The sequence below is a fragment of the Variovorax sp. 3319 genome (genome assembly GCF_031456585.1).
Taxonomy (GTDB): Bacteria; Pseudomonadota; Gammaproteobacteria; order Burkholderiales; family Burkholderiaceae_C; genus Variovorax; species Variovorax paradoxus_P.
On record NZ_JAVDUZ010000001.1, the window covers coordinates 602971 to 625900 of the forward strand.

A 22930-nucleotide genomic window follows, 5' to 3' on the forward strand; every position below is an offset into this window, starting at 1 on the left:
GTGGTGGTTCTCTGGTGGTTGATGAATCAGGCGGCCTGCTTGGCCTGGATGGACTGCACGTGCGTGGCGATGGCCGCCAACATGTGCGCGAAATCGCTCTCGTGGTACCGGGGCGCGGCGCGCTCGCGGCCGGCGGCTTCGAAGCCCAGGCCGCGCAGGCCCGCTTCCGTCACCGTGAGGTGCTGCAGCCGTTCGTTGATGGCGCCGATGCTCAGCGTGGGTACGACGGTCGCGGCCGGCTGCAGCCGCGGTTGCAGCGGGATCACGGCAGGAGCCGGCGCGGCGGCGGGTGCGTTGCTTGGTGTTCCCGACAGCGGTGCAACAGCGGCGCTAGCCGCACTGTGCGAAGCCGCAGGCGCTGGCGCGGCGGCCGTGGCGGCCACTGCGATGCGCTGCTCGGCCTTGGAGAGCAGCGCGCGGATCTCGGCAACTGCCGTTTCCTTGGCTTGCTGCGCCATGCCGGCGAGGGCCCCGAAGCGCTCGGCGTCGATTGGCCAGGCCTCGGTTTCAGCGAGCGTGTCGCGAATGCATTCGATGGTTCCGCCTACGCGATTGCCGCGGCCGAGCGTGGCGATCATCACTTGCTGCTGGATGCCCTGAATCTCGGACGACGCCAAGTCTTTGCGGATCTTTTCGCGCCGCTCTTCTTCCTTCTTCTCCTCGGCGGCTTGGTGCTCGGCCACGCGGTTCTTCACCAGCGCAGTCAGGTCTTCAGGCGCCTTTTGAACGATCTGCGCCGTATCGGGGAACAGCTGCGGCAGGTCGGATGCGAGTCCGCGCAGGGTGCCGAGGTTGATCTGAATGCGGTCGGCTGCGGCGCTGGCCACGATCTTTGCGTTTGCCAGCGCCGTGTCGACGGCGTTCTGCATGCTGTCGAACGAGCGCATGCCCTTGATGGCGCCGCCGAAGTCGACGGACACGGCCGGCATGTAGGGCTTGCCAAGACGCGTGTTCAGCGCCGCGATGTGGTCGGCCAAGCCCTTGACGCCGCCGGCGACGATTTCACTCTTGCGCGCAAGCTTCCGTGCCTCCACCAGCCTGTTCAACTCCAGCCGCGTGGCACGCGCTTCTTCGGTGATTGCGTCGATGGTCTTGAAAAGCTTGTCGATGCTTTCGGTCTGGCTGAGCGCGTGCTCCTTGGCCGCCTTCAGGCGCGTTTCAACCTCGCCGCACCATGTGACCGTCTTGGCGGCATTGGCGAAGTCCTGATCTGTCTGCAGGTCGCGGTTGATGCCAGCGAAGACGGCCAGCGCGTGCTCGCGGTACTGCTCAAGGTTGCTGTCCGTCACCTCGCCGGTGACTTCGATGCGCAACGCGGGCAGCGTCTCAGGCGTGCGGCCCACGACCTCGGCGACAGGTTCAGTCGGCACGTAGGTGGCCAGGTCGTGCTCGAATTGCGCCCAGCCAGCGCGGATGCGCTCGAACCACTCCTGGCTTGGGAACACCCAGACGTAGACCATCTTCTCCGGCGTGCCGTCGGACACCACGAAGATCAGCTTCTCCGCGCCCGTCACCATCAGGATCTGCTGGCACTGGGGCATGTGCTCATCGGGAACCACGCCCGAGGCGACCAGCGCTGCCAGCGATTCATTCCATTGCTTGTGCTCCATGGCAATGCGGTCATCCATGGTCAGCCCGTCGCATGATGCCGAGGGCTTGCCGTCCGAGCAGGTGACGGCGTAGAGCTCTTCCCCGATCAGCTTCTCGATGTGCGGCCGCGCCAGCGCTTCGACTTCGTGGCCATGGTCGAGTACGTTCACCTGCAGCCATTCGCTGAAGGTCTTGGCGATGCCCGTCTTCTTCATGCGCAGCAGCTCGTTGCGCGTGGTCTTCTTCGACAGGCCCAGCATGGCTGCTGCCTCGCTGGCGCCGAAGTGCTCGAGTCGGAACAAGTCCCAGGGATCGGTGCCCTGCACCAGGTCGTGTGTTTGCTTCATGGTGGTGGCTCTTTCAGGCGTTGAGTTCGGCGCGGCGCTTGTCGAAGAGCGCATTGAGTTCGGCGCGGTGGGCGGCGTCGGCCACGGCCTTGATGAGGTCGGCGGCAACGTTGAGGGCGTCGTCGTTGGCCGCCTTGTTCAGCTGGTCAGCGACATGCGCGTAGGTCGGGCCCGCGGCGCGGGGGGACGCGTGAATGGCGCGCTTCTGCTCTTCGGTGAGAGGGTGCTTGGTCTGCGCCATCGAAATGATTTCGGCAGGCGTCTTCCGGCCTGCGGCGATAACCTCGCGCCACTTCGGCACGTTCGCGTCGAACTGCGCTTGCGGGTAGGTCGTCGGTGTGGCCGGCGGGGGAGGCGGGGCGCCTCCGCCCTGGTCGTCATCGCCGCCTCGGCCGTCGTCGTCGGAATCGTCCTTGGCGGCCAAGCCCGTGGCGGCGAGCAGCGTGTAGCGCTGCAGATATGTGACGGTGGAAGCGACCTGCTGGATGCCGTTTTTCTTGCCGCTGTTGTCCGGCGCGCCGTCGAGCGCTACCGACTCGGAATGGCCCAGGCGGTGGGTGATCGTGCAGGTCACCACGATGCGGCCGGCGTTCTGTTGCAGATCCCATCGGTGCGAGAGGCCATGACGCGCCATCGCAGGCACAACTACATCGGTGATGTGCGCAAGTTCCGCGTGCTTGTAGCCGACAAAGTCGCCGTCTTTCGTCTCGTAGCCGACCTTCTTGCGCTTGAAGATCTCTAGCGGCTCGGCCTTGAAGTCGGCCATGGCCTTCACGAAAGCCTTGCGCGCCTCATTCGCCTCCCAGCGCTCCTGCAGCTTCATTGCGCTCTCTACCAGTTCAAGCGACGCGCCGCGGCCGAGCGCCGTGAGCATCATTCCGAACGGCGAGGTTTCGGCCGCCTGGGTGCTGGCCAGCGCGCCACTGGATTGGACAGAGGGAACCGGTGCGGCTGCGCGCTCGACGGGTTCGAGGTCGAGGACGCGTGCGTCTTCGATGGTGGTTGCGTTCACTGTGGACCTTTCAGCGGAAGAAGAGGAAGAACGCCCCATAGCCGAGCACTGCGCCCGCCATGAGGATGAAAATCAGCGCGCGGCCCATTTGCAGCACGGGGCGCAGCAGGGCGTCGATGGCGTCGTAGGGCATTGCCACCGGTTCAGGCGTGTCGTCGGGGAAGTAGTGAGGGCGGGCGCGGCTCATCGCGGGCCTCGCATGGCGGCGTGCTCGGCCGCGCGGTCGTCCACGACCTTGGCCGTGAGTCGCATGGCCTCGGTTTCAGACTGCTTGTGATCCATCCATGCCATGAGGAAGAGCAGCGCGAAGCAGGCGAGGGTGCCGAGGGCCCAATCGACAAGGCGTTGTGTGAGGTTCTGACGGGAGGAAGCGTTCAAGTGGTCCTCGCTTTCACGGCGGCCACGACTGCAGCGCACTGCGCCACGTCGAACCAGGCGATGTGGCATTGCTCGACATCTGCGATACCGAGAGCGCTGGCCAGCCAGGCATATGCGTCACTGCGCGTCATCGGTCCGTCTTGCCAGAGCGGGTTGAATGCGTCCTTGGCTGCGCTGCGGGCGCGCCGCATTTCTGGGGTGGCCAGGGTGCCGAGCGGGATGCCCGTGAACGGATGCAGACCGACGTAAGAGTCGCAGCCGGTGCACATCAATGCCCACGGCCATTCGCCGTACTCGCGTCCGTAGATGCAGCTGTTCGAGTCGATGAAGACCGGCGAACCACAGTGCGGGCACTTTTCCGGCACCGGCAGCGGGTTCTTGACCCGCGCCACTGCACGGCGCGATGGCGCCCATGGCGATACCGGCTCGGTTCTCGGCGGAAGCGCGGCGCGCAGCTGATCACGCATGCTGCGGCTCACGACACCAGCTCCAGTTCGCGCTGGGCGAAGTGCTGTGCGAAGAGCCGTGCCGCCGGCTCACCGTCAACCACCTGCACCTCAAGGGCTTGCTTCGGGAACGCCGGCAGCACGTGCTCGGCGTCGAAGAGGAAGTGAGGGCCGTTCATGCGGACCTCACTTTCAGCATGGCGTCGGCCTGCTGGTAAGCGCACAGCGCGTTGTTCTCCATCGCCGACAAGCCGTTGACGGGCTTGAATTCGAGATCGCGCCAGCTTGCGCTCGCGACGACGGCGGGCAGCGCCTGGGCCGCGAAGTAGTCGCGCAGCGTCATGCCGATGACGGCGGCGGCGCGCGCCAGGATGTAGGCGCGCTCGCGTTCCACCGGGTCTTCGATATGGATCGAAGCGGCCATTGCCGTGGCGTGGGTGCTCTGCGGGTCGCTGATCGGAAATGCGGGGCCGCCGTCGTCGTGCGCTGCAGGCTTGAACTCGACTTGCCCGTTCATGACGTGCTCCCAACCGCCTTGGCAACCGAGCCCAGCGCGGCGTCGCCTGTGCGGTGCGAGTCGATCAGCTGTTGGGCGGTGAGGGAGAAGCCGCTGATCGCCTTGGAGATGGCTGCATCCAGGTCATCGCGGGCGGCGTTGCGACGACGGAGCAGGACACAGTAATCCTCGGCGTTCGGCCCTTGCAACTCGCGGTTGTCGAGCGCGTCCTGTGCCTGCAAATAGGCTTCCGTCGCCTCCAGAAGATGGGGCGCGGCGGCGATCAAGAGCTTGTTTGCGGCCCGCTCGGCCGTCTCTTTCGCAAATCGGTCGTCTTGGCCTTCGTAGCGCTGCGCGGGATTCGTATGACAGATGTACCCACCTCTGTCGCGAACGCCAGAACCTGTCGTCCACCACGGGCCCGGCGTGTGCTGCCCGCTCATGCTGCCCGCCCGTTCTGCTGCTCGAGCGCGAAGTGGTCGGAGAAGGCGTAGTACGCCTGCGTGCTCTTGGCTTCGTTGACGGCCAAGTCGCTGCCCAGCGCCTGGTCTTCGGTCGGCACGAACACCGCTTCGGGGTGGTGCTTGGCTTCAACGCGCTCGCGGCGTTCGCTGCGGCGGTTCCGGCTCCTCTCGACTCGTTGTGTCTGCATGCCCATCTCCTGTGTTGATGGGTAAATTACATCAAACGATGAAATTCATGTCAACATCAAATGATGTAGTTTCCAAAAATATTTCATCAAAAGATGACGGAGGGGCGAAGCAGACGTGAAAAAGCCCGCGCGAGGCGGGCTTGGTGGGTCGATGCGGCGCGGCGGTTTAGTGGCTCAACGGCAATCGAAATTTCCGGGCACCCCAGGGGTCGGGGTGCACGTCTTCCCGTCGTTGCGCTGGAGGTTCTCGCCGCTGCGCATGTAGCTTCCGCCACGGCTGTCGTAGCAAAAGTCTCCGCTGCAGTTGCTGATCTGGCGTCGGCCGATTGAAGCTAGTGGTGGGGGAGGTGGGGCGGCCCTGCGGCGCTCTTCTCGTTGCGCCCGCCGCGCTCGATCAGCTTCTAGTTCGCCAAGGCGGCGCTGCATGTTTCGGTCATCCTGAGCACGGATGCGCTCATTGGGATCGCTCTGAATGATGCCGCCACCAGCATCGCCCACGGCGTCACTTGTGGGCTCTCGCAGAAGACGGGAAGCACCCTCGATGCTCTCCATATTCCGTTGTCTGCCATAGGCCTCGTTTTCCCAGCGCCGATCAGTTGCATCGGCGCCGAGTACTCGGGCAGCCTGTTTCGCAGAGCTCGGGCATGCGGTGTCGCTGAAGGACACTTTCCCCGCTGCGTCAGTGCAGCGATGGACCTGTGCGCCTGCGCCGAGGGCCGCTGCGGCAAAGGCAGCCGCCACCAATGCTTTTGAGTAGGCCATCTCTCGCTCCCTTCACAGTTTTTTCCCGTTCCAGGCCCAGACTACGCGCCCGCGCACTTCCACCGGCTGCGAGCCGTCGAGCACGTCGACAGTTTTCACTGTTGGATTGTCACTGCTGATCTCGTACGTGCCATCGATCCGCTGGCGCACGCGCTTGATGTAGATCCGGTCGTTGGCCTCCATCACGTAGACGCCGTCGATCTTAGGTTCGCTCACACCGACATCGACAAGGAGGATGTCGCCATCGGCAAAGGTCGGGTCCATCGAGTCACCGTAGCCGTGGATGAATCGCAGGTTCTCCAACTTGGTGAGCGGCTTAATGGTGCGGCTGACCCATTGGGGCGATACGGTGAGTCGGCCAATGACGACCTCCTCGGGCATCGCGTCGGAACCCGGCCCCATGGACCCGGCCACGGAGAGCAGGGGCACATCGAATGTGTCGTGATCGACTGAGCCGCCTGCGCCCTTTATCACGGCGCGCGTGACCTCTCCGCCCTCGTCTTCGTCCAGCCAGCCTGCGGGCAGACCGGCAAAGCTTTCGATGCTGCGGGCGACCTTCTCGCCGAACGACGCCCGACCAGAGACAAGGTCACTCGCCTGATTGGTCTTGCGGCCGATGGCCTGGCCCAGCGCCACTGGTCCTTCGATGCCTCGTTCTTTGGCAAATTTTTTAAGCCGGGAGATTCGAATGAGCTTGGCGGTCATGGCCGCCGAGTGAATCAGTGCGACTACATCATTTGATGTTGACAGCTCTTTCATCATTCGATGTAATTCAGGGTATGGACATAAAACCGTACTTCTTCGGGCTCAGCGCGGAGGATCGAAAGATCTTCGCCGACAAATGCGGCGCCACTGTCGGGCACATTCGCAACGTCTGTTACGGCGACCGCAAGGCCACCACGGTGCTCGCTGCGCAGTTCGAACTGCATTCGAACGGTGAGGTGACGGTCGAGGAAACACTACCCGCGCACCAGTGGCACCGCGTCAAGGACCGGACTTGGCCTCACGCCAAAGGCCGCCCGCTGTCGGATGTAGCGGCTGAGCCAAAGCTCGAGCCCGCGAAAGAGGGCGCCTGACATGCGCAGCACCCAGGAGAAGGCGTCACGCAAGTCCGCGCAGGTTCGAGCGCATGAAGCCGAATCCCCGAGAGGGTTGGCTAAGAGATTCAAGCCGACAGGGCGGTCCGCCGAGCACGAGATCCTTGTTCCCGCGGTATCAATCAGCGCGGCAGAGGTGATCAGGGCTTCGGGTTGGATGCCTCGTGCCGAGCCTTCAATTCCGTCCGCATCACGTCCAGCCAGTCCTCGTAGCTGGCTGCAGCGATTTCGTTCGTGGCTTCTGACCAGGAGGCGTACATGAACTGGATGGTCAGCTGTTCCGAGAGATCGTCGAAGGTCCGCTCCAGTGCGGCTAGTTCCCTGCTCGGGAGTACGGCAACGAGGCTTCGCAGCAATGCGAAGTTCGCCATGGCGCGAGCCTTCGCTCCTTCCGCCTCCTGCTCCAGCAAGTCGATGCGCTGTTCCATCAGCGCGAAGCGGTGCTCGTCCTCTGGTGTCATTTTGTCCGCCCCTCGCGGGGTCCGTGTTGAGGAACTCGGACTCTACCCCGCGGGAGGGTGGGCACCCGCCACCGAGCGCCAGGCCATCGTCGTCGCGCTGGTCCTGGCCTACGCACTGTTCTTGGTGGCGGCCGCGCTCGCCTTGAGCGCCTTCTACATCGGCCGTCCGGCCGCTGCTCTCGTCGCATTCGCCGCTGGCGCGGTCGCCATCTGGCTCGTGCTGAAGGGCGAGAGCGCGCTCGACACGCAGGCGCTCGACGAGTTCAACGGCTAGTTCGTGAAGGCTTTGAAACATAGGACCGATGGTCTTTTTTTTGGGCTGAACCCACACCCCTTTTGACCCCTAACGATTAGGGAAGCATTGATGAAGCTCTTCTACGACGACGAATTCGACGCCATCGCCACCGCGATTGGCGACAGCGGCAAGACCTTCAAGGAGGTGGCCGCATTCATGTTCCCGGACATGAAGCCCGAGAGCGCATATGCCCGGCTGAAGGCCTGCTGCAGCCCCACCGGCGACCAGCGCCTGACATTCGGCCAGGTGCTGCGCCTGATGTCTTTCTGCGAGGCCTACGACCCTCTGATGCATGCGTGCGACGAGACCCTGCATGCGCGGCCGGATCGCAAGACGGCAGCCGATGAAGAGGTGAAGCTGGTCGAGGTGCTCAATGGCGCGGCGAACACGATGAATCGCGCGATGAAGGCGCTGGAGCAGCTGAAGAACCGCAGCGCGGTGAGGGCGGCCGAATGAACGCCGACACCAAGATGATGCGCACGCTCGCAGCGATCGGGCAGTGCACCACCTACAGCGAAATGGCCTCGGTCACAGGCATCGACGCCAAGCTGCTCATGACCAACGTTGCGCATCTCAAGCGCCGCGGCTATGTCGAGCGCATCAACGAAGGCGCGCCGAAGTGCGAAATCGCGTATTTCCGCCGCACAGCGGCCGGCGATGAGTTGATCCAGGGTGAGCCGGAGCCCGAGATCGAGCCGTTTCCCGTCGTCGTGATGACCTCCGTGCAGCGCGCGATTCAGCGCCGGCATGCGCTCGCTACCGTCTGGAGCGCCGCGTAATGGAGTACGCGGAATTCCTCAAGTCCAAGGTACAGATGGCGCAGTCGCTGGGCTTCGAGATCGACGCCAGCGAGGTCAATCCGCTGCTGGCGCCGTTCCAGATTGCGACGGTCCGGTGGGCGGTGGCCGGCGGCCGGCGCGCCATCTTCAAGCGCTTCGGCTTGGGCAAGACCTTCGACCAGATCGAGATCGTGCGCATCGTCCGCGCGCGCGCCGGCGGCATGGGTCTGATCGTGCTGCCGCTGGGCGTGCGACAGGAGTTCATCCGCGACGCCGAGAAACTGGCGACCGGCATTGATCCGAAGTTCACCGATGACCAGAGGGCGCAGCTCCGCTCGTGGCAAGCCGGGCGGCCCGACCGCATCCCGAAGTTGAAGTTCGTCCGCTCGGCCGCGGAATGCGATGACCCCGAGGGCATCTACCTCACGAACTACGAAACGGTGCGCGACGGAAAGCTTGACCCCGAGTTGTTCTCGGTGGCCAGTTTGGACGAAGCCGACTGTCTGCGTGGCTTCGGTGGCAGCAAGACCTTCCGGGAGTTCATGGCGCTGTTCGCAGGCGATGACCGCCGCAACATGCACGAGCGCCTGCGCAGCGGCGGCGTGCCTTATCGGTTCGTGGCCACGGCCACGCCCAGCCCCAACGAGTATGTCGAACTGCTCGCGTATTGCGCCTACCTCGGCGTCATGGATGTCGGCCAGGCGAAGACCCGATTCTTCAAGCGCAACAGCGAGAAGGCCGACCAGCTGACGATCCATCCGCACAAGGAACGCGAGTTCTGGTTGTGGATGGCCAGCTGGGCGCTCTTCGTGCAACTGCCGTCGGACCTTGACCCGAGCTTCTCCGACGAGGGCTACGTCCTGCCGGAGCTCGACGTGCGCTGGCACGAGATTCCTTCTGACCACAGCGACGCTGGCGCTGATATGCGCGGCCAGGGCCTGATGTTCAAGCACCAGGCGATCGGCGTTGTGGACTCTGCCCGCGAGAAGCGCGAGAGCCTGCCGGCGCGCATGGCCAAGCTGCAGGAGATCCGCGCCGAAGACCCGGCTGCGCACCGCGTGATCTGGCACGACCTCGAAGCCGAACGTCATGCGATCGAACGCGAAGCCCCGGGCGTGGTCACCGTCTACGGGACACAGGAGCTTGACGAGCGCGAGGCGGCGGTCATCGCCTTCTCCGACGGCCAGATCCAGGAGCTTGCCGGCAAGCCCGTGATGCTGGGCTCGGGCGTCAACTTCCAGCGGCACTGCCACTGGTCGGTGTTCCTCGGCATCGGCCACAAGTTCAAAGACTTCATCCAGGCAATCCACCGTCTCCAGCGCTTCCTGCAGGAGCACACGGTGCGCGTCGACCTGATCTACACGGAAGCCGAGCGGGAGGTGCGCCGCAACCTCGAGCGGAAGTGGAAACAAGACATCGAGTTGAGGCAAAAAATGAGCGAAATCATCCGTACCTACGGGCTGTCGCGCATCGCGATGGCGCAGACCCTGTCGCGCGCCATGGGCGTTGAGCGCGTGGAGGTGACCGGCGAGCGCTACACGCTGGTGAACGAGGACTGCGTGAAGGAAACGCAGCGGATGGCCAGCGACAGCGTCGGCCTGATCCTGACCTCGATCCCTTTCTCGACCCAATACGAGTACTCGCCCAACTACGCCGACTTCGGCCACACCGACAACAACGAGCACTTCTTCGCCCAGATGGACTACCTGGTACCGGAGCTGTTGCGCGTGCTGCAGCCGGGCAGGGTGGCTGCCATTCACGTCAAGAACCGCATCGTGCCCAGCGGCATGGTGCCGGGCGTCGGCTTCCAAACCGAATACCCCTTTGATCTCGACACGGTGGCGTGCTTCCGTCGTCACGGCTTTCACTTCATCGGTCGCAAGACCATCGTCACCGATGTGGTGCGCGAGAACGCGCAGACCTATCGCCTCGGGTGGACCGAGCAATGCAAGGACGGCTCCCGCATGGGCTTCGGCATGAATGAATACCTGCTGCTGTTCCGCAAGGCCCCGACCGACGGCAGCCGCGGGTATGCCGATGTGCCGGTGGTCAAAGACAAGGCGCAGTACTCGCGGGCCCGCTGGCAACTTGACGCCCACGGCTTCACGCGCTCCAGCGGCAACCGGCTGCTGCAGCCTGAGGACCTGATCAACCTGCCGGCCGACGAGATCTTCAAGCTGTTCAAGCAGCACTCGCTGACTCAGGTATTCGATTTCGAGCACGACGTGGCGCTCGGCGAGGCCTTGGCCGCCCGCGGCATGCTCCCGCCTTCGTTCATGCTGCTGCAGCCGCAGTCCTGGCACGACGAGGTGTGGACCGACATCACGCGCATGCGCACGCTCAACGGTGCTCAATCCGCGGCCGGCCGGGAAATGCACTTGTGTCCGATGCAGTTCGACATTGCTGACCGCGCAATCGCTCAGTACTCGAACCCGGGCGACGAGGTCTACGACTGCTTCGGTGGCTTGATGACGGTGCCTTACCGGGCCATCCGGCTGGGCCGGCGCGGCCGTGGGTGCGAGCTCAGCCCGGGCTACTTCGCAGACGGTGTCATGTACTGCGAATCGGCGGCTCGAGAGATCTCGATGCCCAGCCTGTTCGACTTTGAAGAACTCCGGACCGAAGCGGAGGCTGCATGACCCCCATCCAGAAGCTGGTTCACCGCCAGCGCGCGCACCTGATCCTCGCCGAAGGCTTGGGCATCGAGATCTGCATGGCGCTGGGCGACCGCGAAGGTGCCCACCGGCACCGACGGGAGATGGAGGCTCAGATCGCCGCGCGCGATGCCGCCATTCAGCAGGCAGAAGAGGAGGGCGAGAGCTACTTTTCTGCTGCTGGTGCCGCAGCGCACGTGCAGGCCAAAGCGAAGGAGCTGGTCGGGTGACAGATTCCACCGCCACGAAGCGACCGGCGTCCCAGTACTACTGGGGCGACTGGTGGAAGGACAAGGCGCTGCATTCCTGTTCGCAGCCGGCCCGGGGACTCTGGCACGAAATGAACTGCCTGATGCACGAAGGTGAGCCGTACGGGCACCTCACGCTCAACGGCAAGCCCATGGCGCCCGCTCAGCTGGCGAATCTGTGCCGCATTACGACGGGCAAGTGCAAGTCGATGCTCGACGAGCTCGAGGACGCCGGCGTGTTCTCCCGTGCCGAGTCGGGGGCGATCTTCAGCCGCCGCATGGTGCGCGATGAGGCCTCGCGCGAACTGCGCGCGCAGATCGGACGCGAGAACGGTCACAAGGGGGCCGAGCACGGCGCGAAAGGTGCCGGACACGGGGTTAAAGGTGGGCGTCCTGCCAAATCGGAAACCGGGGCAGAAACCCCCCCAGTGAAACCCGGGCAGAAACCCCCCCATAACCCCCACCCTTCATCTTCTTCTTCGTCTTCTCCTACGGGGTTATTTCCGGAAGCTGACGCTTCCTCGTCGACAGCGCGGCTGCCGACCTGCAAGCCGGACCAGATCGTCGCGATCTACCACGAGGTTTTGCCTGAATTGCCTGGCGTGCGGGTCATGGACAAGGCCCGGGAGAAGGCGATCCGCGACCGCTGGCAATGGGTTCTGACATCGACCAAGCCTGACGGCTCGCGCCGTGCCACCACTGCCGAAGAAGCGCTGGACTGGCTGCGCAGCTACTTCCAACGTGCCCGCGAAAACGATTTTCTGATGGGCCGCACGCCGCGAACCGGCGAGCACGCGAACTGGAAACCCGACATCGAGTACTTGATGAAGTCGCAAGGGCTGAAGCAGGTGCTGGAGAAAACCAACCTTGAGGCGACCACATGAACGACCGCGTCGATGAACAACTCCTGGCGCCTGTGGTGCTGTGGAGCCCTGAATCCGAAACATCGCTGCTGGGCGCGCTGCTGCTCGACAACGGCCTTTGGGACCGCGTGGGCGACATGGTCGTTGAAGCGGATTTCTTCAAGAATGAGCATCGGCTGATCTTCGGCGCGCTGAGCAGCCTGCTGAACGCCTGCAAGCCGGCAGACGTGCTCACGGTGTACGACCAGCTGCAGCGTGATCGCAAGGCCGACATGGTCGGGCTGACCTTCCTGAACAGCCTCACCCAGTACATGCCCAGCGCCGCCAGCGTGCGGCAGTACGCGCTGATCGTTCGCGACTTCGCGCTGCGCCGGAAGCTGATGACCGCGAGCAGTGAGATCCACGGCTTGGCGTGCCAGCGCGGGGTCGGATTCGAGGAGACGCTCGAGCAGGCGACGTCGCTGCTGACCCACATGTTCGATGGCGGCACTGGTGGTGAGTGGCAGGGAATGGACGTTGGCGTGGTTCAACTGCTGGACCGCATCAATGCGCAGGCCGAGGGCACTGCCGTCGACGACTTCACCCCCACCGGCCTGATCGACTTGGACGCTCGACTGGACGGCGGCCCACGCGACGGCGAGCTGGTCGTGATCGGCGCGAGGCCAGGCATGGGCAAGTCAGCGCTGGCGCTGTCGATGGGCATGCACATGGGTCTGAACAGCGGCAAGACCGTGGGCATGTTCTCGATGGAGATGCCGAAGGCCCAGGTGGTGAGCCGCGCCATGTCGCTGCTGTCGCGCATCCACCTGAGCCGCATCAAGCGCGGCGAGCGACTGAAGGATTACGACTGGCCCGCCATCACGGCGGCCGTCGAACGGCTGCGGAGTGTGAATTTCCAGGTGAACGACCGCAGCGGCTTGAACATCAACCAGCTGCGCGCTGCCGCGCGGGGCCTGCGCCGACGCCACGGCAAGCTGGCTTGTCTGATCGTCGACTACCTGGGACTGATGGCCGGTACCGATCCAAAGATGCCGCGGGTCTACCAGATCGAGGAAATCACGAAGGGTCTCAAAAGCCTGGCCAAGGAACTCGGCTGCCCCATCTTCCTGCTGTGCCAGCTGAACCGGAAGGTCGAAGAACGCGTGGACCAGATGCCCGTGCTGTCCGACCTGCGCGACTCGGGTTCCGTCGAGCAGGACGCCGACATCGTGATGTTCGTGCACCGCCCCTTCAAGGCGAACCCCACCCTTGCCGACGAATGGAAGTACTTCGCGAAGCTGTCGGTCGCCAAGCTGCGCGATGGTGAGCCGGGCTATGTCGACCTGATGTATGTCGGCGAGAACACGCGCTTCCAGAACTGGCCCGCAGAAACGCCTATCCCGACCAGCCAGGTCCGCGTCGCCCGTGGCTCGAAAGGCGGTGACCTGTGATCAACATTGGCATCGATCCCGGCATCACGGGCGCCGTAGCCTTCGTCGACAGCGCGACCGGGCGTGCCTCGGTTTTCGACCTTCCCATTCATCCGAAGGAGCGGCGCATTGATGGGCTGGCGCTGGCGCTGCTGAAGCGCGAGCACGCGCCGGCAGCGGTGGGCGGCCGCGTCTTTCTCGAGAAGCTGCATGCGCGCGCTGGTGGCGGTGGCATGCAGCAAATGGGCTCCATGATGAAGACGGTCGGGATCATCATCGGCGCGATCGACTGCACGAAGTTCCCTCTGGTCGAGGTCATCCCCCAGACGTGGAAGCGGACCTTCGGCCTGATCGAGGCTCCCAGTGCGTTCCGCGCGAAGAAGACGGACGCCGAGCGCAAGGCTGGCTCGCTGGTTGTTGCCCGCCGGCTCTACCCATCCCTCGAAGCTGAGCTGCGGCGCGCCAAGGACGACGGCCGCGCCGAGGCGCTGCTCATTGCCCACTGGGGAAGGGTCACGCAGTCATGACCATCTGCGCCCGTTGCCATCGCGCGCTGTCGCGCCAGCCGGTCTACTTGGCCGGCTCGGCCTACGGCCCGAAGTGCGCCACCGCCATCACCGGCTCGAAGCCGCGCCGCGGCCCCGGCCGCTTGCCGGCGTCAGACGCTCGCCAGCCAGACCTTTTCACCGAGGCCACACCATGAAGACAGTCACCATCACCAGCCCGGAGCAATACAAGTCAGTCGTGCGCGCTTGGTATGCGTCCGACGTCTCCGAAGACCTGCAGGCCGGCCACTCCATCGAGCTCACCCTCAAGCGGCGCAAGGACACGAAGAGCCGGCTGCAGGAGGAGAAGTACCACGCGATGCTCAACGACATTGCGAAGCAGTGCCGTCTGTTCGGAAAGCAACTGCCTCCGATCTCGTGGAAGCGCGTGCTGGTCGACGCCTTCAAGCACGAGACCAAGGATGACCCACAGTTCCGTGACCATTGGGCGAGGTTTGGTGACATCGAACTGGTGCCGGCGTTGAACCACCCAGGCTTCGTGATGGTGGGTGAGCAGACGCGCAGCTTCAACACGACCTTGGCGGCCGGCTTCATCGAATGGCTGCTGGCGTACGGCGCCGAGAACAGCGTGCAGTGGACGCCTTCGCGCGCGCAGCGGGCTCAGTACGAGGCGATGCAGCGATGAGGCAGCGCAAGCGCAACCCTATGTGCCCTGTGCATGGCGTTTTCAAGGGCGGAGCGCTCGACGGTCAGCGGGATGCCTTTCTCCGCGCCGAGGTGCTGCCGAACATGGACACGCTGCTGCACGTGCGCGTGTCCGATGGCGTCTGGCCGTTCCCGCAGGACCGCGCCATCCCCCTGGAGCAGTTCGACGGCGTGCTGTGGGTGCCGATCAAGGGTGATCGCGCGCGGCGCTTCAACATTGACGGCGTACTCGAAGCGGCGCACGTCGAGCACTACGAGCGCATTGTTGCGACGGAGGTGGCGGCATGAAGCGCTCGCCCATGTCCCGCGGCACCGGCTTCGCACGCCGCGCCTATGTTGCGCCGCCGGCAGCGCCGCTGCGCCGCGTCGAGCGCGCTGGCGTTATCGCCCGGGTCTCCGCCGCGCCCACGGCTCGACCAAAGTCCGAAGCGCACCGCAACTCGCATCTGCTGAGCATGGCGCGCGGCCGCTACTGCCTGCTGCGCGTGCCCGGCGTGTGCATCGGCGGCACCGAAACAACCGTGGCATGCCACTCGAATCTCTCGATCCACGGCAAGGCCGGCGCTCGCAAGGCCAACGACGAATACCACGTGCCCGGATGCTTCGCCTGCCACCGCTGGCTCGACCAAGGGCCGGCGGACGGCGTGCTGAAGGCAATGACCTTCATGCGCGCGCACCTCGAACAGGTCGGCTACTGGCGCGCCGTGGCCGCCGACATCACCCAGCCGCCTAAGGATCGCGCTGCCGCGCTGTGGGCACTGGACCACCTGAATGCAACCCCTGTTGGGAAAGGAGAGACGCTATGAACTGCGTACCTGGAGACACGGCGTACATCGTGGCGCCGTACTTAGACATCGCCATGCGAGGGCTGCCGGTGTACGTCGTGTGCGCCGAAAGTGGGCATCGCCTGGTCGAGGCAAAGAATGGCGCGCGCAGCCACGGCCGCGGGCATCAGTGCTGGCTGGTTGACGGTCACGATGTCCGTCTGCCCATGGTGATTGGCGACCAGTACCTGCGACCGATCCGCGACCCCGGCGAAGACGCTGTGGACGAAGTACTCCAACGGCTCGGCCTTCCGGAAGACGTGCCGGCATGAGCCACGACCTCACACCGAAACAGGCGGCCGTGCTCGCCTACATGGTCGAGTTCGAAGCCGCGAACGACAACATGCCGACCATGCCCATGATCGCGCGGCACTTCGGCTACGCCAGCGCCAACGCAGCCAGTGAGCACATCCAAGGCCTGCTGCGCGCCGGCAAGCTGGAGCGCCTGCAGGGCCAGGTCGGCTTCCGCTTCAAGAGGAGCACGGAATGCGCAAGCGCACCCGCCGCCAGCACTACGCGCTGACCAATCCGGTGGCGCTGGCCATCGCCGGCGCGCGCATCACCGAAGACCGCCTGCTGGACCAGTTGCGCCTGCGCGAGCTGTCGGCGATCCAATGCTTCGCCACCGGCGCGGCCACGGTCGACGACTGGCGGACCATTGCCGACCTCACGAACCTCGCCCAGACGTTGTGCGCCATGGGTATCGGCCCCGAAGTACTCCCGGCCGCTATGGCTGTCGAGGAAGTGCTGAACGAGGCACACCAGCGCTACCTGGCCACGAGCCGCATGGGCACCACCGGCCCAGGTCTGCACGCCATGCGCGACCTGCAGGAGTGGCACCACCTTCAGCGCACCAGTGTCGCGCGCTCCGTCTACGAAGCCGCGATTGTGCGCACAAGCAACCGGATCCGCAGTGCGCACCCCAGCGTCAAGGTGTGCATCGCCACCCAAAGTCACACAGGAGCCCGATGAGCCAAAAGCCTCAACCAGCCCGCCGCGGTGTCGGTGAGCTGGTTTTCCAGACGATCTTGGACCTGCACAACGCCGGTCGCATCGCCACGCGCCCCGTCGTGGTCGCGATGACCGGCCAGAGTTACAGCGTCGTCGATGACCACGTCAAACGGATGCTGGAAGACGGGAGGCTGCGGCGTGTCGCACCTGGTGTCTTCGAGCCGGTGGAGGAAATGCCGCCGGCGCAGGCCATCTCGCTCACCGTGCTGCCGAGCGGCATGGCCAAGCTCGAGGTCGGCGATGCGTGCCTCGACCTGAACCCGGCCGACCGGCGCTGCATCGGCAACCTGTTTCGCGGCAGCTCCGAGGAACTGACCAGCCTCCAAGGGGCCCGCGAACTGGCAGATGCCGTCGCCGAGCTCAAGCGCCAGCTCGCCGTCGCGCAGCGGCGCGTCGACCAGCAAGACGAAGTAATCCGCCGGCTGCAGCGGCAGCCCAAGCAAGACGAGATCCCGTTTCTATAACCGGCCGCGAGGCCACCACCCGGGCGAGAGCCCATTACCTCAGGAGCTTCAGTGAACCCTTCCACCATCAATCCCACCGTGGGCCGTGTCGTCTGGTATTTCCCGGCGACCAACGCGGCAGAGTCCGGTTTCGCACGACCAGACGAAGGCACGCCGCTGGCCGCAATCATCGCGCGTGTGTGGACCGACGCGTGCGTGAATCTCACCGTGTTCGATGCCAACGGCGTGCCGCATCCGCGCACCAGCGTGCGCCTGATCCAGGACGGCGAAGATGCGCCGGTGTGCCATGGCCACTGCGAATGGATGCCCTTCCAGAAGGGGCAGGCCAAAGCGCAGATCCAGACGCGACAGTACACGGACGGCACGACGGCGACCGGGCCGGGCACTCTCCCCGTGATGTCGCCCGCACAGCAGGACGCGACGAGCGAGCAGATGCTTGTGGCCAAGGGCAAGACCGCGCCCCGTATCACGCCTGACGACCTTGCCGCGAACATCGTTGACACCGAGATCGTGAAGCACGTGAGCCCCTCCGGCCAGATCCTGCGCTGGGCCGTGCTCACCACGCGCAGCGGGTTCGCTGTCACTGGCCGCCCGTCGGCCGCAGTATCGGCGGAGAACGACGATCCAGAGATTGGCGTGGCAAATGCCATCGCAAATGCGCGCGACGAACTGTGGCCGCTCATGGGCTACGAACTCAAGTGCCGCCTGGCGTCTGCGGCCGCCTGATCGAGATCACCTCCATCCACTCCACATAAGCACCATGATCCCCAGCATCGAAGAAATCCTCGCCATGTTCGCAAAAGGCGAGTGCACCCAAGAGCAAGCCCTCCAGTGGGTCGGCAGCCACATCGACTCCGCCACGCGCGACGCCGCGCTGCTCGACCATTTCGCCAGCACCGCGGCTATCGGCCGCGATGCCAAGGGCAACATCTCAACGCTTAGCGCCACGGCGGTGATGGGCGAAGACCCGCCGGATTGGCCGGCGAACCCCGGTAAAGCCATCCAGTGGTGGTGTGACGCCGAGGCGCGCATCCGCTACCTGAAGGCCGAATCGATGATGAAGGCGCGGATCCTGTGAACGTCAAGCCCATCAGTCCGGTGGGCACGTCGACGCCGGCCGTCGCGCAGACAAGCGAGTGCGCCGTGTCGGGGACGCCGGACCCGCGCGACGCTGTGCTCGAGCGCTGCCATTCAGACCCGGCCTACCGGCGCTGGGTGCTGGCCTGCCTGCAGGTGCGGATCAGCATCCAGGCCGACCAGACTTTCCCGCACCCACCGGACCGGCGCGCGCAGGTGGCGAAGATCATCAGGGCTTCGCTGTCGACCGGCTGAGCCTTTCGATGCTGGAGAATCGTCCAGCATGAAGACATCGGAAATCGGCGGAAAAACTCTCGATGCGTGGGTCGCGAAGGCTCTGGGCGAGCTACCTGGCACGGCCTACACCAGCGCCTGGCCCAACTTCGACCAGCTTCTTGAGCGCGATGCAATCCATGTCGCCCCGATGCCTGGCAAGAACTTCACGTGGTGCGCCATCGTCGTCGGTCGCCCCAATGGCAAGTTGCCGGAAGGCCGCGGCGGGTGGGTTGAGGGAGCGACGCCTCGCATCGCGGTAGCCAGGGCTATCGTCTCGGCACGCTACGGTGCCGAGGTCGCCGGCACAAGCGAATAGGGGTTGGAAGAGGCGTTGACCAGCTTACGGGCGCTTTACTCGATGCTCAAGCCCAGCTCAGCGGCCAATGTCCAAAGATAACTGCAGAACGCAGAGCAAGCTACCAGCATGAATTTTGCATCAGCGTAAGTCGGCTCAACCGCGTTTTCGGTTAGTGCGTGTCGAATGCCGCCAGCGTCATTTGTATACGCGTACAGCTTAATAAGCGCTTGCTCGAACAAAGGTTGCACGGGTTTGCTTTGTTTGATCAGCTTCAAGGCGTCCCCCAAGGTCGCGCCTGACTTGCCTGTGATTGTTTTGCAGACGCTTTCAACGGCAGAAATCGATTCTTTGATGGAATTTCGAAAGTCCGGCTTCTTTCGATCTGCAAGCATGCTGAGTGCTTGCTGAAAGTGCTCTTTGGAGCTTCTGGAACCGCTCGTCGTCGCGGTCTCAATCGCTTCAATTTCCTGTGGCTCAGTGATTTGCACGAGTTCATCTCCCACGAACCTGTAGCCGGCGTTCTCTCTCGCCAGAACTCCATTGAGCATTTCGAGAAGATGTTCTTGCATATATTCGGGCACGTTCTGCGCTATGAATTCGACAAGGTCGTAAACCTCATGCCATTCGCTCTCGAGCACCATTTGTCTCAACACAAAGTATGAGGACCGCTTGCTCTGAGTGCTAGGTTCGAACTCCGGAACTGAGTCGATCGGCAGCTTGAACAGGTGGACGTAGATCATCTGAATCAGGAGCCGAACGTCCTTTGCTTGTCTCTCCGCCACTTGCGAGCCGAGGTACGGTTTGAAGTAGTCCCAAACGCCAATCTTGAGCACCGTCCAAAGCCCGTTCCTCAGTTCAGTGTCGATCGCCTCGGTTTGAATCGGTTTTTGCAAAGGTTTTAAGCCGATGCGTTGGGAAAACGTGGCCATTGGCCCTCCTCAATGTATTTGCCCGGAGTGTGCCACCGTGTGCCCTTGAGTCTGGATATACAGGAGGTGGCCGTAGCCAAGTTCCAAAAGCGGCGCTACGCACGGTCGCCAATCGGATTGCTCTATGGGTGCTACTACGCACTCGCCTTGGGCAAGTGCCAACGCCCGGTTGTGACGCCCGGCTGACGCATGTGCCCCTCTGCTTGACCTGATTCGCCCTCTCCAAGGGCAAGCCGCTGCCGAGAGAGCAGCGCAAGGGTCAACTGGCACCACAATTGAGTGGCCTTCTGTCATGGGGTGAACCCGAGGGTTCTGAAGTGTCACAACTCGTAAGATCGGGCATGGCAACCAAACCTCCATCCCCTCCGCCGCCACCTCCGCCGCCTCCCCGCCCAAGTCGCCCCCGCACGGGAGGTAGCGTAACTGGCGGTCTGAGCCAGAAGCGCGACACGACGGTATTTCAAACGCGCCCGCCACCTCCCCCTCCGCCGAAAAAGTAGCGTGACGCAAGAGACGCTCGCTTCCTCTCGCTATTCGCCGGAGGCATGGGACCTCTATTGGCGGGTCATGCTTTCTGCGCTGTACCACCAGAAACGTGAGCGGTTCCTGGATGGTGTGGACCGATGCGCGCAATGCGTCGGCATCTTGGGCGGAGCCGCTGCCTTTTCCCAGATTATTGGCAACGTCCGATTCGGCTGGATTCCTGCCGGGTTGGTCGCGATCGTGAGCGCAGTCGCCCTTTGCTATGGCCCGGGTGCGAAAGCTCGAAAGCACTCCGAGCTTGCACGCGATTTCAAACGGCTCCATGCGCAAATCATGCTCGCGGGCCGGTTGGAAGCCGGGGAGACGCTGAACAAATTCAACGCCGAAGTCCTATTGCTCGAAGCCCAAGAGCCCGGCGCCCTGCGTTGCTTGGTCAGGCAATGCGAAAACGAGCTTTCTGAAGCGTTCGGCAGCGACGGGGACATCCGGCCGTTGACCCGCTGGGACCGTCTATGGATGAACGTTGTTGACCTCGACCCTTCAAGGAGGGAAAAGAAAGCTGCGAACAAGGCGAAGGCCGAAGCTTTGAGTCGTCAGGCAACCACGTCAGTAGCTTCACCGCCCCAAGGCGAAAGCCCCCAGTAGGGTTCGCAGAACAGGTACGCACCCGGAATCATCCGGGTCCATGACAGACGCGCGCGTACCCGAAGCAGACAAGCCCACGGCCCACTGGCCGACCATCGAAGCCGACTACCGCGCGGGCGTGAAGAGCGTTCGCCAGATCGCCAGTGAGCACGGTATCTCCGAAGGAGCCGTGCGGAAGAGGGCGAAGGCGCAGACGTGGACCCGTGACCTCTCCGCGCAGATTCAAGCCAAGGCTGACGCGCTGGTACGCATGGAAGCGGTACGCAATGAGGTACGCACGAAGGAGCGCGTACCTGATTCCGTGGTCGTGGACGCCAATGCCAACGTGGTCTACAAGGTCCAAATGGCCCATCGCGCGGGCCTGACCAAGCTCTCCAGCCTGCGGGACTCGTTGCTGCTCGAACTCGAAACAGCGGCCACGCCGGATCCGAAGACCGCCGCGGCGCCGCCCGGTACCGAGAACCCGACCGAGCCCGCCACCGGCCTGGCGTTGCCGATCCGCATCGAATCGCTGAAGAAGCTGGCCGAGGTCGACGAGAAGATCCGCCGCGGCGAGCGCGAGGCCTACGGCATCGACAAGCTGGTGCCGGACGAAGGCGGGATCGTGAGCAAGCTGAGCGACGCCGAGCGTGCCAGCCGCCTGGCCGCGCTGTTCGCTGCCGCACGGAAGAGGGCAGCCGATGGCGCCTGACATCTCTGCGCCCGAGCTGGTGAAGCTCATGCCGTTCCTCACGGACATGGAGCGCGCCGAGCTCGACATCCTGCTGACCGAAGGCCTGCCGCTGTGGATGGCGCAGGTCGGGCCGCAGTCGATGGCGTTGGAGTCGCTGGCCGACATCGTCTTCTACGGCGGCTCCGCCGGCGGCGGCAAGACCGACCTGCTGCTCGGCGCCGCGCTCACCCAGCAGGAGCACAGCATCATCTTCCGGCGCGAGTCGGTGCAGCTGGTCGGCATCGAAGAGCGCATGACCAAGATCCTGGGCACGCGCAAGGGCTACAACAGCCAGGACGGTGTCTGGCGGCTGCCCGGCAAGCGCGTGCTCGAACTGGGCTCGGTGAAGGAGCCCGATGACTGGATGAAGTACCAGGGCCGGCCGCACGACCTGAAAGCCTTCGACGAGATCACCCACTTTCTGGAAACCCAGTTCCGCACGCTGATCGGCTGGATGCGGACGGACAACCCGAAGGTGCGCCAGCGCGTGATCTGCGCCGGCAACCCTCCCACCAGCAGCGAGGGCGAATGGGTCATCCGCTTCTGGGCGCCGTGGCTCGACCCGAAGCACCCGAAGCCGGCCAAGCCGGGCGAGCTGCGGTGGTTCGTGACCGACGAACTGGGCAAGGACATGGAAGTGCCCGGGCCCGAGCCGGTGATGGTCGGCAAGGAGCTGATGAAGCCGATGAGCCGGACGTTCATCCCCTCATCGGTCGACGACAACCTCTATCTCAGCATGACCGGCTACAAGGCCACGCTGCAATCGCTGCCCGAGCCGCTGCGCTCGCAGATGCTGCGTGGCGACTTCCTGGCCGGCCGCAGCGATCCGGTCTGGCAGCTGATCCCCACCGAGTGGATCAAGGCCGCCATGGCGCGCTGGAAGCCGAAGGACAACAAAGGCCCGATGTCGGCCGTTGGCCTGGACGTTGCCCGCGGCGGCATCGACAAGACCTCGGCCGCGCGCCGGCACGGCAGCTGGTTCGATGAGCTGTCCACCGTGCCCGGCATCGCCACCAACGACGGGCCGAAGGGCGCCGCCTTCGTGGTGGGCCTGATCCGCAATGGCGCGCCGGTGGCGGTGGACGCGATCGGCGTGGGCGTGTCGGTGCTCGACTTCCTGCGTGGCCTGAACGTGCTGTGCGTCCCCGTAGTCGGCTCGGAGAAGAGCGACATGATGGATAAGACCGGCAACCTGCGCTTCCGCAACAAGCGCGCCGAGATGTACTGGCTCATGCGCGAGGCGCTCGACCCCACGGCCGAAGACCCGATCTCGCTGCCGCCCGACGACGAGCTGCTGGCCGATCTGTGCGCTGTTCGCTACAAGGTCGTGCAGCTCGGCCGCTTCGCCGCCATCCTGGTGCGCGACAAGGACGAGATCCGCGAGGTGCTCGGCCGCTCGCCCGACAAGGGCGACTCCGTGGCCCAGACCTTCCTCTCCGACATCCCTGAGGTCGTGGCACTGCACGAAACCTCTCCCCGCGAGGCGCCCGACTGGCGCATCTGAGAACCAC

General features: G+C 64.3%; 37 protein-coding genes. 24 read left to right on the plus strand and 13 right to left on the minus strand.

The features are described 5' to 3' along the window. Positions 1-26: 26 nt before the first annotated feature. From J2X67_RS02955 to J2X67_RS03005, 11 genes are all read right to left on the minus strand, one after another. Entirely contained in the window at positions 27-1937 is a 1911-nt protein-coding gene (locus J2X67_RS02955; protein ID WP_309950379.1) for a YqaJ viral recombinase family protein, read from the minus strand. 13 nt (positions 1938-1950) lie between these two features. After that, positions 1951-2949 (minus strand): ERF family protein, encoded by a 999-nt coding sequence (locus J2X67_RS02960; protein WP_309950381.1) that lies wholly within the window; start codon positions 2947-2949, stop codon positions 1951-1953. A gap of 10 nt (positions 2950-2959) precedes the next feature. Beyond that, positions 2960-3136: a hypothetical protein gene (locus J2X67_RS02965; protein ID WP_309950382.1), complete on the minus strand. Its 177-nt coding sequence runs from the start codon at positions 3134-3136 to the stop codon at positions 2960-2962. After that, positions 3133-3327, minus strand: coding sequence for a hypothetical protein (locus J2X67_RS02970; protein ID WP_309950384.1), 195 nt, complete (start codon positions 3325-3327; stop codon positions 3133-3135). The genes J2X67_RS02965 and J2X67_RS02970 overlap by 4 nt, the downstream gene beginning before the upstream one ends. After that, a complete protein-coding gene (locus J2X67_RS02975; RefSeq protein WP_309950386.1) occupies positions 3324-3806 on the minus strand; it encodes a zinc-finger-containing protein in 483 nt (160 codons plus the stop codon). The genes J2X67_RS02970 and J2X67_RS02975 overlap by 4 nt, the downstream gene beginning before the upstream one ends. After that, positions 3803-3952, minus strand: a complete 150-nt coding sequence (locus tag J2X67_RS02980; protein ID WP_309950387.1) for a hypothetical protein — start codon at positions 3950-3952, stop codon at positions 3803-3805. Before J2X67_RS02980 ends, J2X67_RS02975 begins: the two co-directional genes overlap by 4 nt. Then, entirely contained in the window at positions 3949-4290 is a 342-nt protein-coding gene (locus tag J2X67_RS02985; protein WP_309950389.1) for a hypothetical protein, read from the minus strand. Before J2X67_RS02985 ends, J2X67_RS02980 begins: the two co-directional genes overlap by 4 nt. Next, the gene (locus J2X67_RS02990) at positions 4287-4712 is read right to left on the minus strand and encodes a hypothetical protein (RefSeq protein WP_309950391.1); all 426 of its coding nucleotides are present in this window, start codon (positions 4710-4712) and stop codon (positions 4287-4289) included. Before J2X67_RS02990 ends, J2X67_RS02985 begins: the two co-directional genes overlap by 4 nt. Further along, the gene (locus J2X67_RS02995; RefSeq protein ID WP_309950394.1) at positions 4709-4921 is read right to left on the minus strand and encodes a hypothetical protein; all 213 of its coding nucleotides are present in this window, start codon (positions 4919-4921) and stop codon (positions 4709-4711) included. The genes J2X67_RS02990 and J2X67_RS02995 overlap by 4 nt, the downstream gene beginning before the upstream one ends. A 174-nt stretch (positions 4922-5095) precedes the next feature. After that, on the minus strand, positions 5096-5683 hold the full coding sequence (locus J2X67_RS03000; RefSeq protein ID WP_309950396.1) for a DUF4124 domain-containing protein: 588 nt from the start codon (positions 5681-5683) through the stop codon (positions 5096-5098). Positions 5684-5695: 12 nt separating this feature from the next. Continuing rightward, positions 5696-6388 (minus strand): S24 family peptidase, encoded by a 693-nt coding sequence (locus J2X67_RS03005; protein ID WP_309950398.1) that lies wholly within the window; start codon positions 6386-6388, stop codon positions 5696-5698. A gap of 74 nt (positions 6389-6462) precedes the next feature. Here J2X67_RS03005 and J2X67_RS03010 point away from each other — a divergent pair, with 74 nt between their 5' ends. Continuing rightward, on the plus strand, positions 6463-6759 hold the full coding sequence (locus J2X67_RS03010; RefSeq protein WP_309950399.1) for a hypothetical protein: 297 nt from the start codon (positions 6463-6465) through the stop codon (positions 6757-6759). A gap of 161 nt (positions 6760-6920) precedes the next feature. On the opposite strand, the gene J2X67_RS03015 is transcribed toward J2X67_RS03010, so the two are convergent. After that, complete coding sequence (locus J2X67_RS03015) at positions 6921-7241, minus strand: hypothetical protein (protein ID WP_309950400.1); 321 nt, start codon at positions 7239-7241, stop codon at positions 6921-6923. 1 nt (position 7242) lies between these two features. On the opposite strand from J2X67_RS03015, the gene J2X67_RS03020 reads away from it, so the two are divergent. The 20 genes from J2X67_RS03020 (at position 7243) to J2X67_RS03115 (ending at position 18668) form a co-directional block, all read left to right on the plus strand. Then, entirely contained in the window at positions 7243-7515 is a 273-nt protein-coding gene (locus J2X67_RS03020) for a hypothetical protein (protein WP_309950402.1), read from the plus strand. Positions 7516-7605: 90 nt separating this feature from the next. Next, complete coding sequence (locus J2X67_RS03025) at positions 7606-7992, plus strand: hypothetical protein (protein ID WP_309950403.1); 387 nt, start codon at positions 7606-7608, stop codon at positions 7990-7992. Beyond that, positions 7989-8315 carry a hypothetical protein gene (locus J2X67_RS03030; protein ID WP_309950404.1) on the plus strand — a complete coding sequence of 109 codons (327 nt, stop codon included), beginning with the start codon at positions 7989-7991 and terminating at the stop codon, positions 8313-8315. The genes J2X67_RS03025 and J2X67_RS03030 overlap by 4 nt, the downstream gene beginning before the upstream one ends. Then, positions 8315-10954, plus strand: coding sequence for a DNA methyltransferase (locus tag J2X67_RS03035; protein WP_309950406.1), 2640 nt, complete (start codon positions 8315-8317; stop codon positions 10952-10954). Before J2X67_RS03030 ends, J2X67_RS03035 begins: the two co-directional genes overlap by 1 nt. Beyond that, positions 10951-11199: a hypothetical protein gene (locus J2X67_RS03040; protein ID WP_309950408.1), complete on the plus strand. Its 249-nt coding sequence runs from the start codon at positions 10951-10953 to the stop codon at positions 11197-11199. The genes J2X67_RS03035 and J2X67_RS03040 overlap by 4 nt, the downstream gene beginning before the upstream one ends. Further along, on the plus strand, positions 11196-12101 hold the full coding sequence (locus tag J2X67_RS03045; protein WP_309950410.1) for a hypothetical protein: 906 nt from the start codon (positions 11196-11198) through the stop codon (positions 12099-12101). The genes J2X67_RS03040 and J2X67_RS03045 overlap by 4 nt, the downstream gene beginning before the upstream one ends. After that, positions 12098-13510: a replicative DNA helicase gene (locus J2X67_RS03050; RefSeq protein WP_309950412.1), complete on the plus strand. Its 1413-nt coding sequence runs from the start codon at positions 12098-12100 to the stop codon at positions 13508-13510. The genes J2X67_RS03045 and J2X67_RS03050 overlap by 4 nt, the downstream gene beginning before the upstream one ends. Beyond that, positions 13507-14016, plus strand: a complete 510-nt coding sequence (locus J2X67_RS03055; RefSeq protein ID WP_309950414.1) for a hypothetical protein — start codon at positions 13507-13509, stop codon at positions 14014-14016. Before J2X67_RS03050 ends, J2X67_RS03055 begins: the two co-directional genes overlap by 4 nt. Continuing rightward, positions 14013-14192 carry a hypothetical protein gene (locus J2X67_RS03060; protein WP_309950416.1) on the plus strand — a complete coding sequence of 60 codons (180 nt, stop codon included), beginning with the start codon at positions 14013-14015 and terminating at the stop codon, positions 14190-14192. Before J2X67_RS03055 ends, J2X67_RS03060 begins: the two co-directional genes overlap by 4 nt. Further along, positions 14189-14680: a recombination protein NinB gene (locus tag J2X67_RS03065; RefSeq protein WP_309950419.1), complete on the plus strand. Its 492-nt coding sequence runs from the start codon at positions 14189-14191 to the stop codon at positions 14678-14680. Before J2X67_RS03060 ends, J2X67_RS03065 begins: the two co-directional genes overlap by 4 nt. Next, positions 14677-14988 (plus strand): hypothetical protein, encoded by a 312-nt coding sequence (locus J2X67_RS03070; RefSeq protein WP_309950420.1) that lies wholly within the window; start codon positions 14677-14679, stop codon positions 14986-14988. Before J2X67_RS03065 ends, J2X67_RS03070 begins: the two co-directional genes overlap by 4 nt. Next, positions 14985-15506 (plus strand): nuclease domain-containing protein, encoded by a 522-nt coding sequence (locus tag J2X67_RS03075; protein WP_309950421.1) that lies wholly within the window; start codon positions 14985-14987, stop codon positions 15504-15506. Before J2X67_RS03070 ends, J2X67_RS03075 begins: the two co-directional genes overlap by 4 nt. Next, positions 15503-15796 carry a hypothetical protein gene (locus J2X67_RS03080; RefSeq protein WP_309950423.1) on the plus strand — a complete coding sequence of 98 codons (294 nt, stop codon included), beginning with the start codon at positions 15503-15505 and terminating at the stop codon, positions 15794-15796. The genes J2X67_RS03075 and J2X67_RS03080 overlap by 4 nt, the downstream gene beginning before the upstream one ends. Then, positions 15793-16047: a hypothetical protein gene (locus J2X67_RS03085; RefSeq protein ID WP_309950425.1), complete on the plus strand. Its 255-nt coding sequence runs from the start codon at positions 15793-15795 to the stop codon at positions 16045-16047. Before J2X67_RS03080 ends, J2X67_RS03085 begins: the two co-directional genes overlap by 4 nt. After that, positions 16011-16496 carry a hypothetical protein gene (locus J2X67_RS03090; protein WP_309950427.1) on the plus strand — a complete coding sequence of 162 codons (486 nt, stop codon included), beginning with the start codon at positions 16011-16013 and terminating at the stop codon, positions 16494-16496. The genes J2X67_RS03085 and J2X67_RS03090 overlap by 37 nt, the downstream gene beginning before the upstream one ends. Then, a complete protein-coding gene (locus tag J2X67_RS03095) occupies positions 16493-16999 on the plus strand; it encodes a hypothetical protein (protein WP_309950429.1) in 507 nt (168 codons plus the stop codon). Before J2X67_RS03090 ends, J2X67_RS03095 begins: the two co-directional genes overlap by 4 nt. Positions 17000-17050: 51 nt before the next feature. Further along, the gene (locus J2X67_RS03100) at positions 17051-17725 is read left to right on the plus strand and encodes a Gp49 family protein (protein WP_309950431.1); all 675 of its coding nucleotides are present in this window, start codon (positions 17051-17053) and stop codon (positions 17723-17725) included. Between the two features lie 34 nt (positions 17726-17759). Further along, positions 17760-18077: a hypothetical protein gene (locus tag J2X67_RS03105; protein WP_309950434.1), complete on the plus strand. Its 318-nt coding sequence runs from the start codon at positions 17760-17762 to the stop codon at positions 18075-18077. Further along, complete coding sequence (locus J2X67_RS03110) at positions 18074-18331, plus strand: hypothetical protein (RefSeq protein WP_309950435.1); 258 nt, start codon at positions 18074-18076, stop codon at positions 18329-18331. The genes J2X67_RS03105 and J2X67_RS03110 overlap by 4 nt, the downstream gene beginning before the upstream one ends. 28 nt (positions 18332-18359) lie before the next feature. Next, positions 18360-18668: a hypothetical protein gene (locus J2X67_RS03115; protein WP_309950436.1), complete on the plus strand. Its 309-nt coding sequence runs from the start codon at positions 18360-18362 to the stop codon at positions 18666-18668. 35 nt (positions 18669-18703) lie between these two features. Here J2X67_RS03115 and J2X67_RS03120 read toward each other — a convergent pair whose 3' ends face one another. Continuing rightward, positions 18704-19579: an AbiJ-NTD4 domain-containing protein gene (locus tag J2X67_RS03120; RefSeq protein WP_309950439.1), complete on the minus strand. Its 876-nt coding sequence runs from the start codon at positions 19577-19579 to the stop codon at positions 18704-18706. Between the two features lie 501 nt (positions 19580-20080). On the opposite strand from J2X67_RS03120, the gene J2X67_RS03125 reads away from it, so the two are divergent. The 3 genes from J2X67_RS03125 to J2X67_RS03135 are packed head-to-tail and all read left to right on the plus strand — an operon-like array spanning position 20081 to position 22923. Next, complete coding sequence (locus J2X67_RS03125) at positions 20081-20707, plus strand: hypothetical protein (RefSeq protein WP_309950441.1); 627 nt, start codon at positions 20081-20083, stop codon at positions 20705-20707. Positions 20708-20747: 40 nt separating this feature from the next. Further along, complete coding sequence (locus tag J2X67_RS03130) at positions 20748-21398, plus strand: hypothetical protein (protein ID WP_309950443.1); 651 nt, start codon at positions 20748-20750, stop codon at positions 21396-21398. Continuing rightward, positions 21388-22923 carry a terminase gene (locus J2X67_RS03135; RefSeq protein WP_309950446.1) on the plus strand — a complete coding sequence of 512 codons (1536 nt, stop codon included), beginning with the start codon at positions 21388-21390 and terminating at the stop codon, positions 22921-22923. Before J2X67_RS03130 ends, J2X67_RS03135 begins: the two co-directional genes overlap by 11 nt. The last annotated feature ends 7 nt before the right edge of the window (positions 22924-22930 follow it).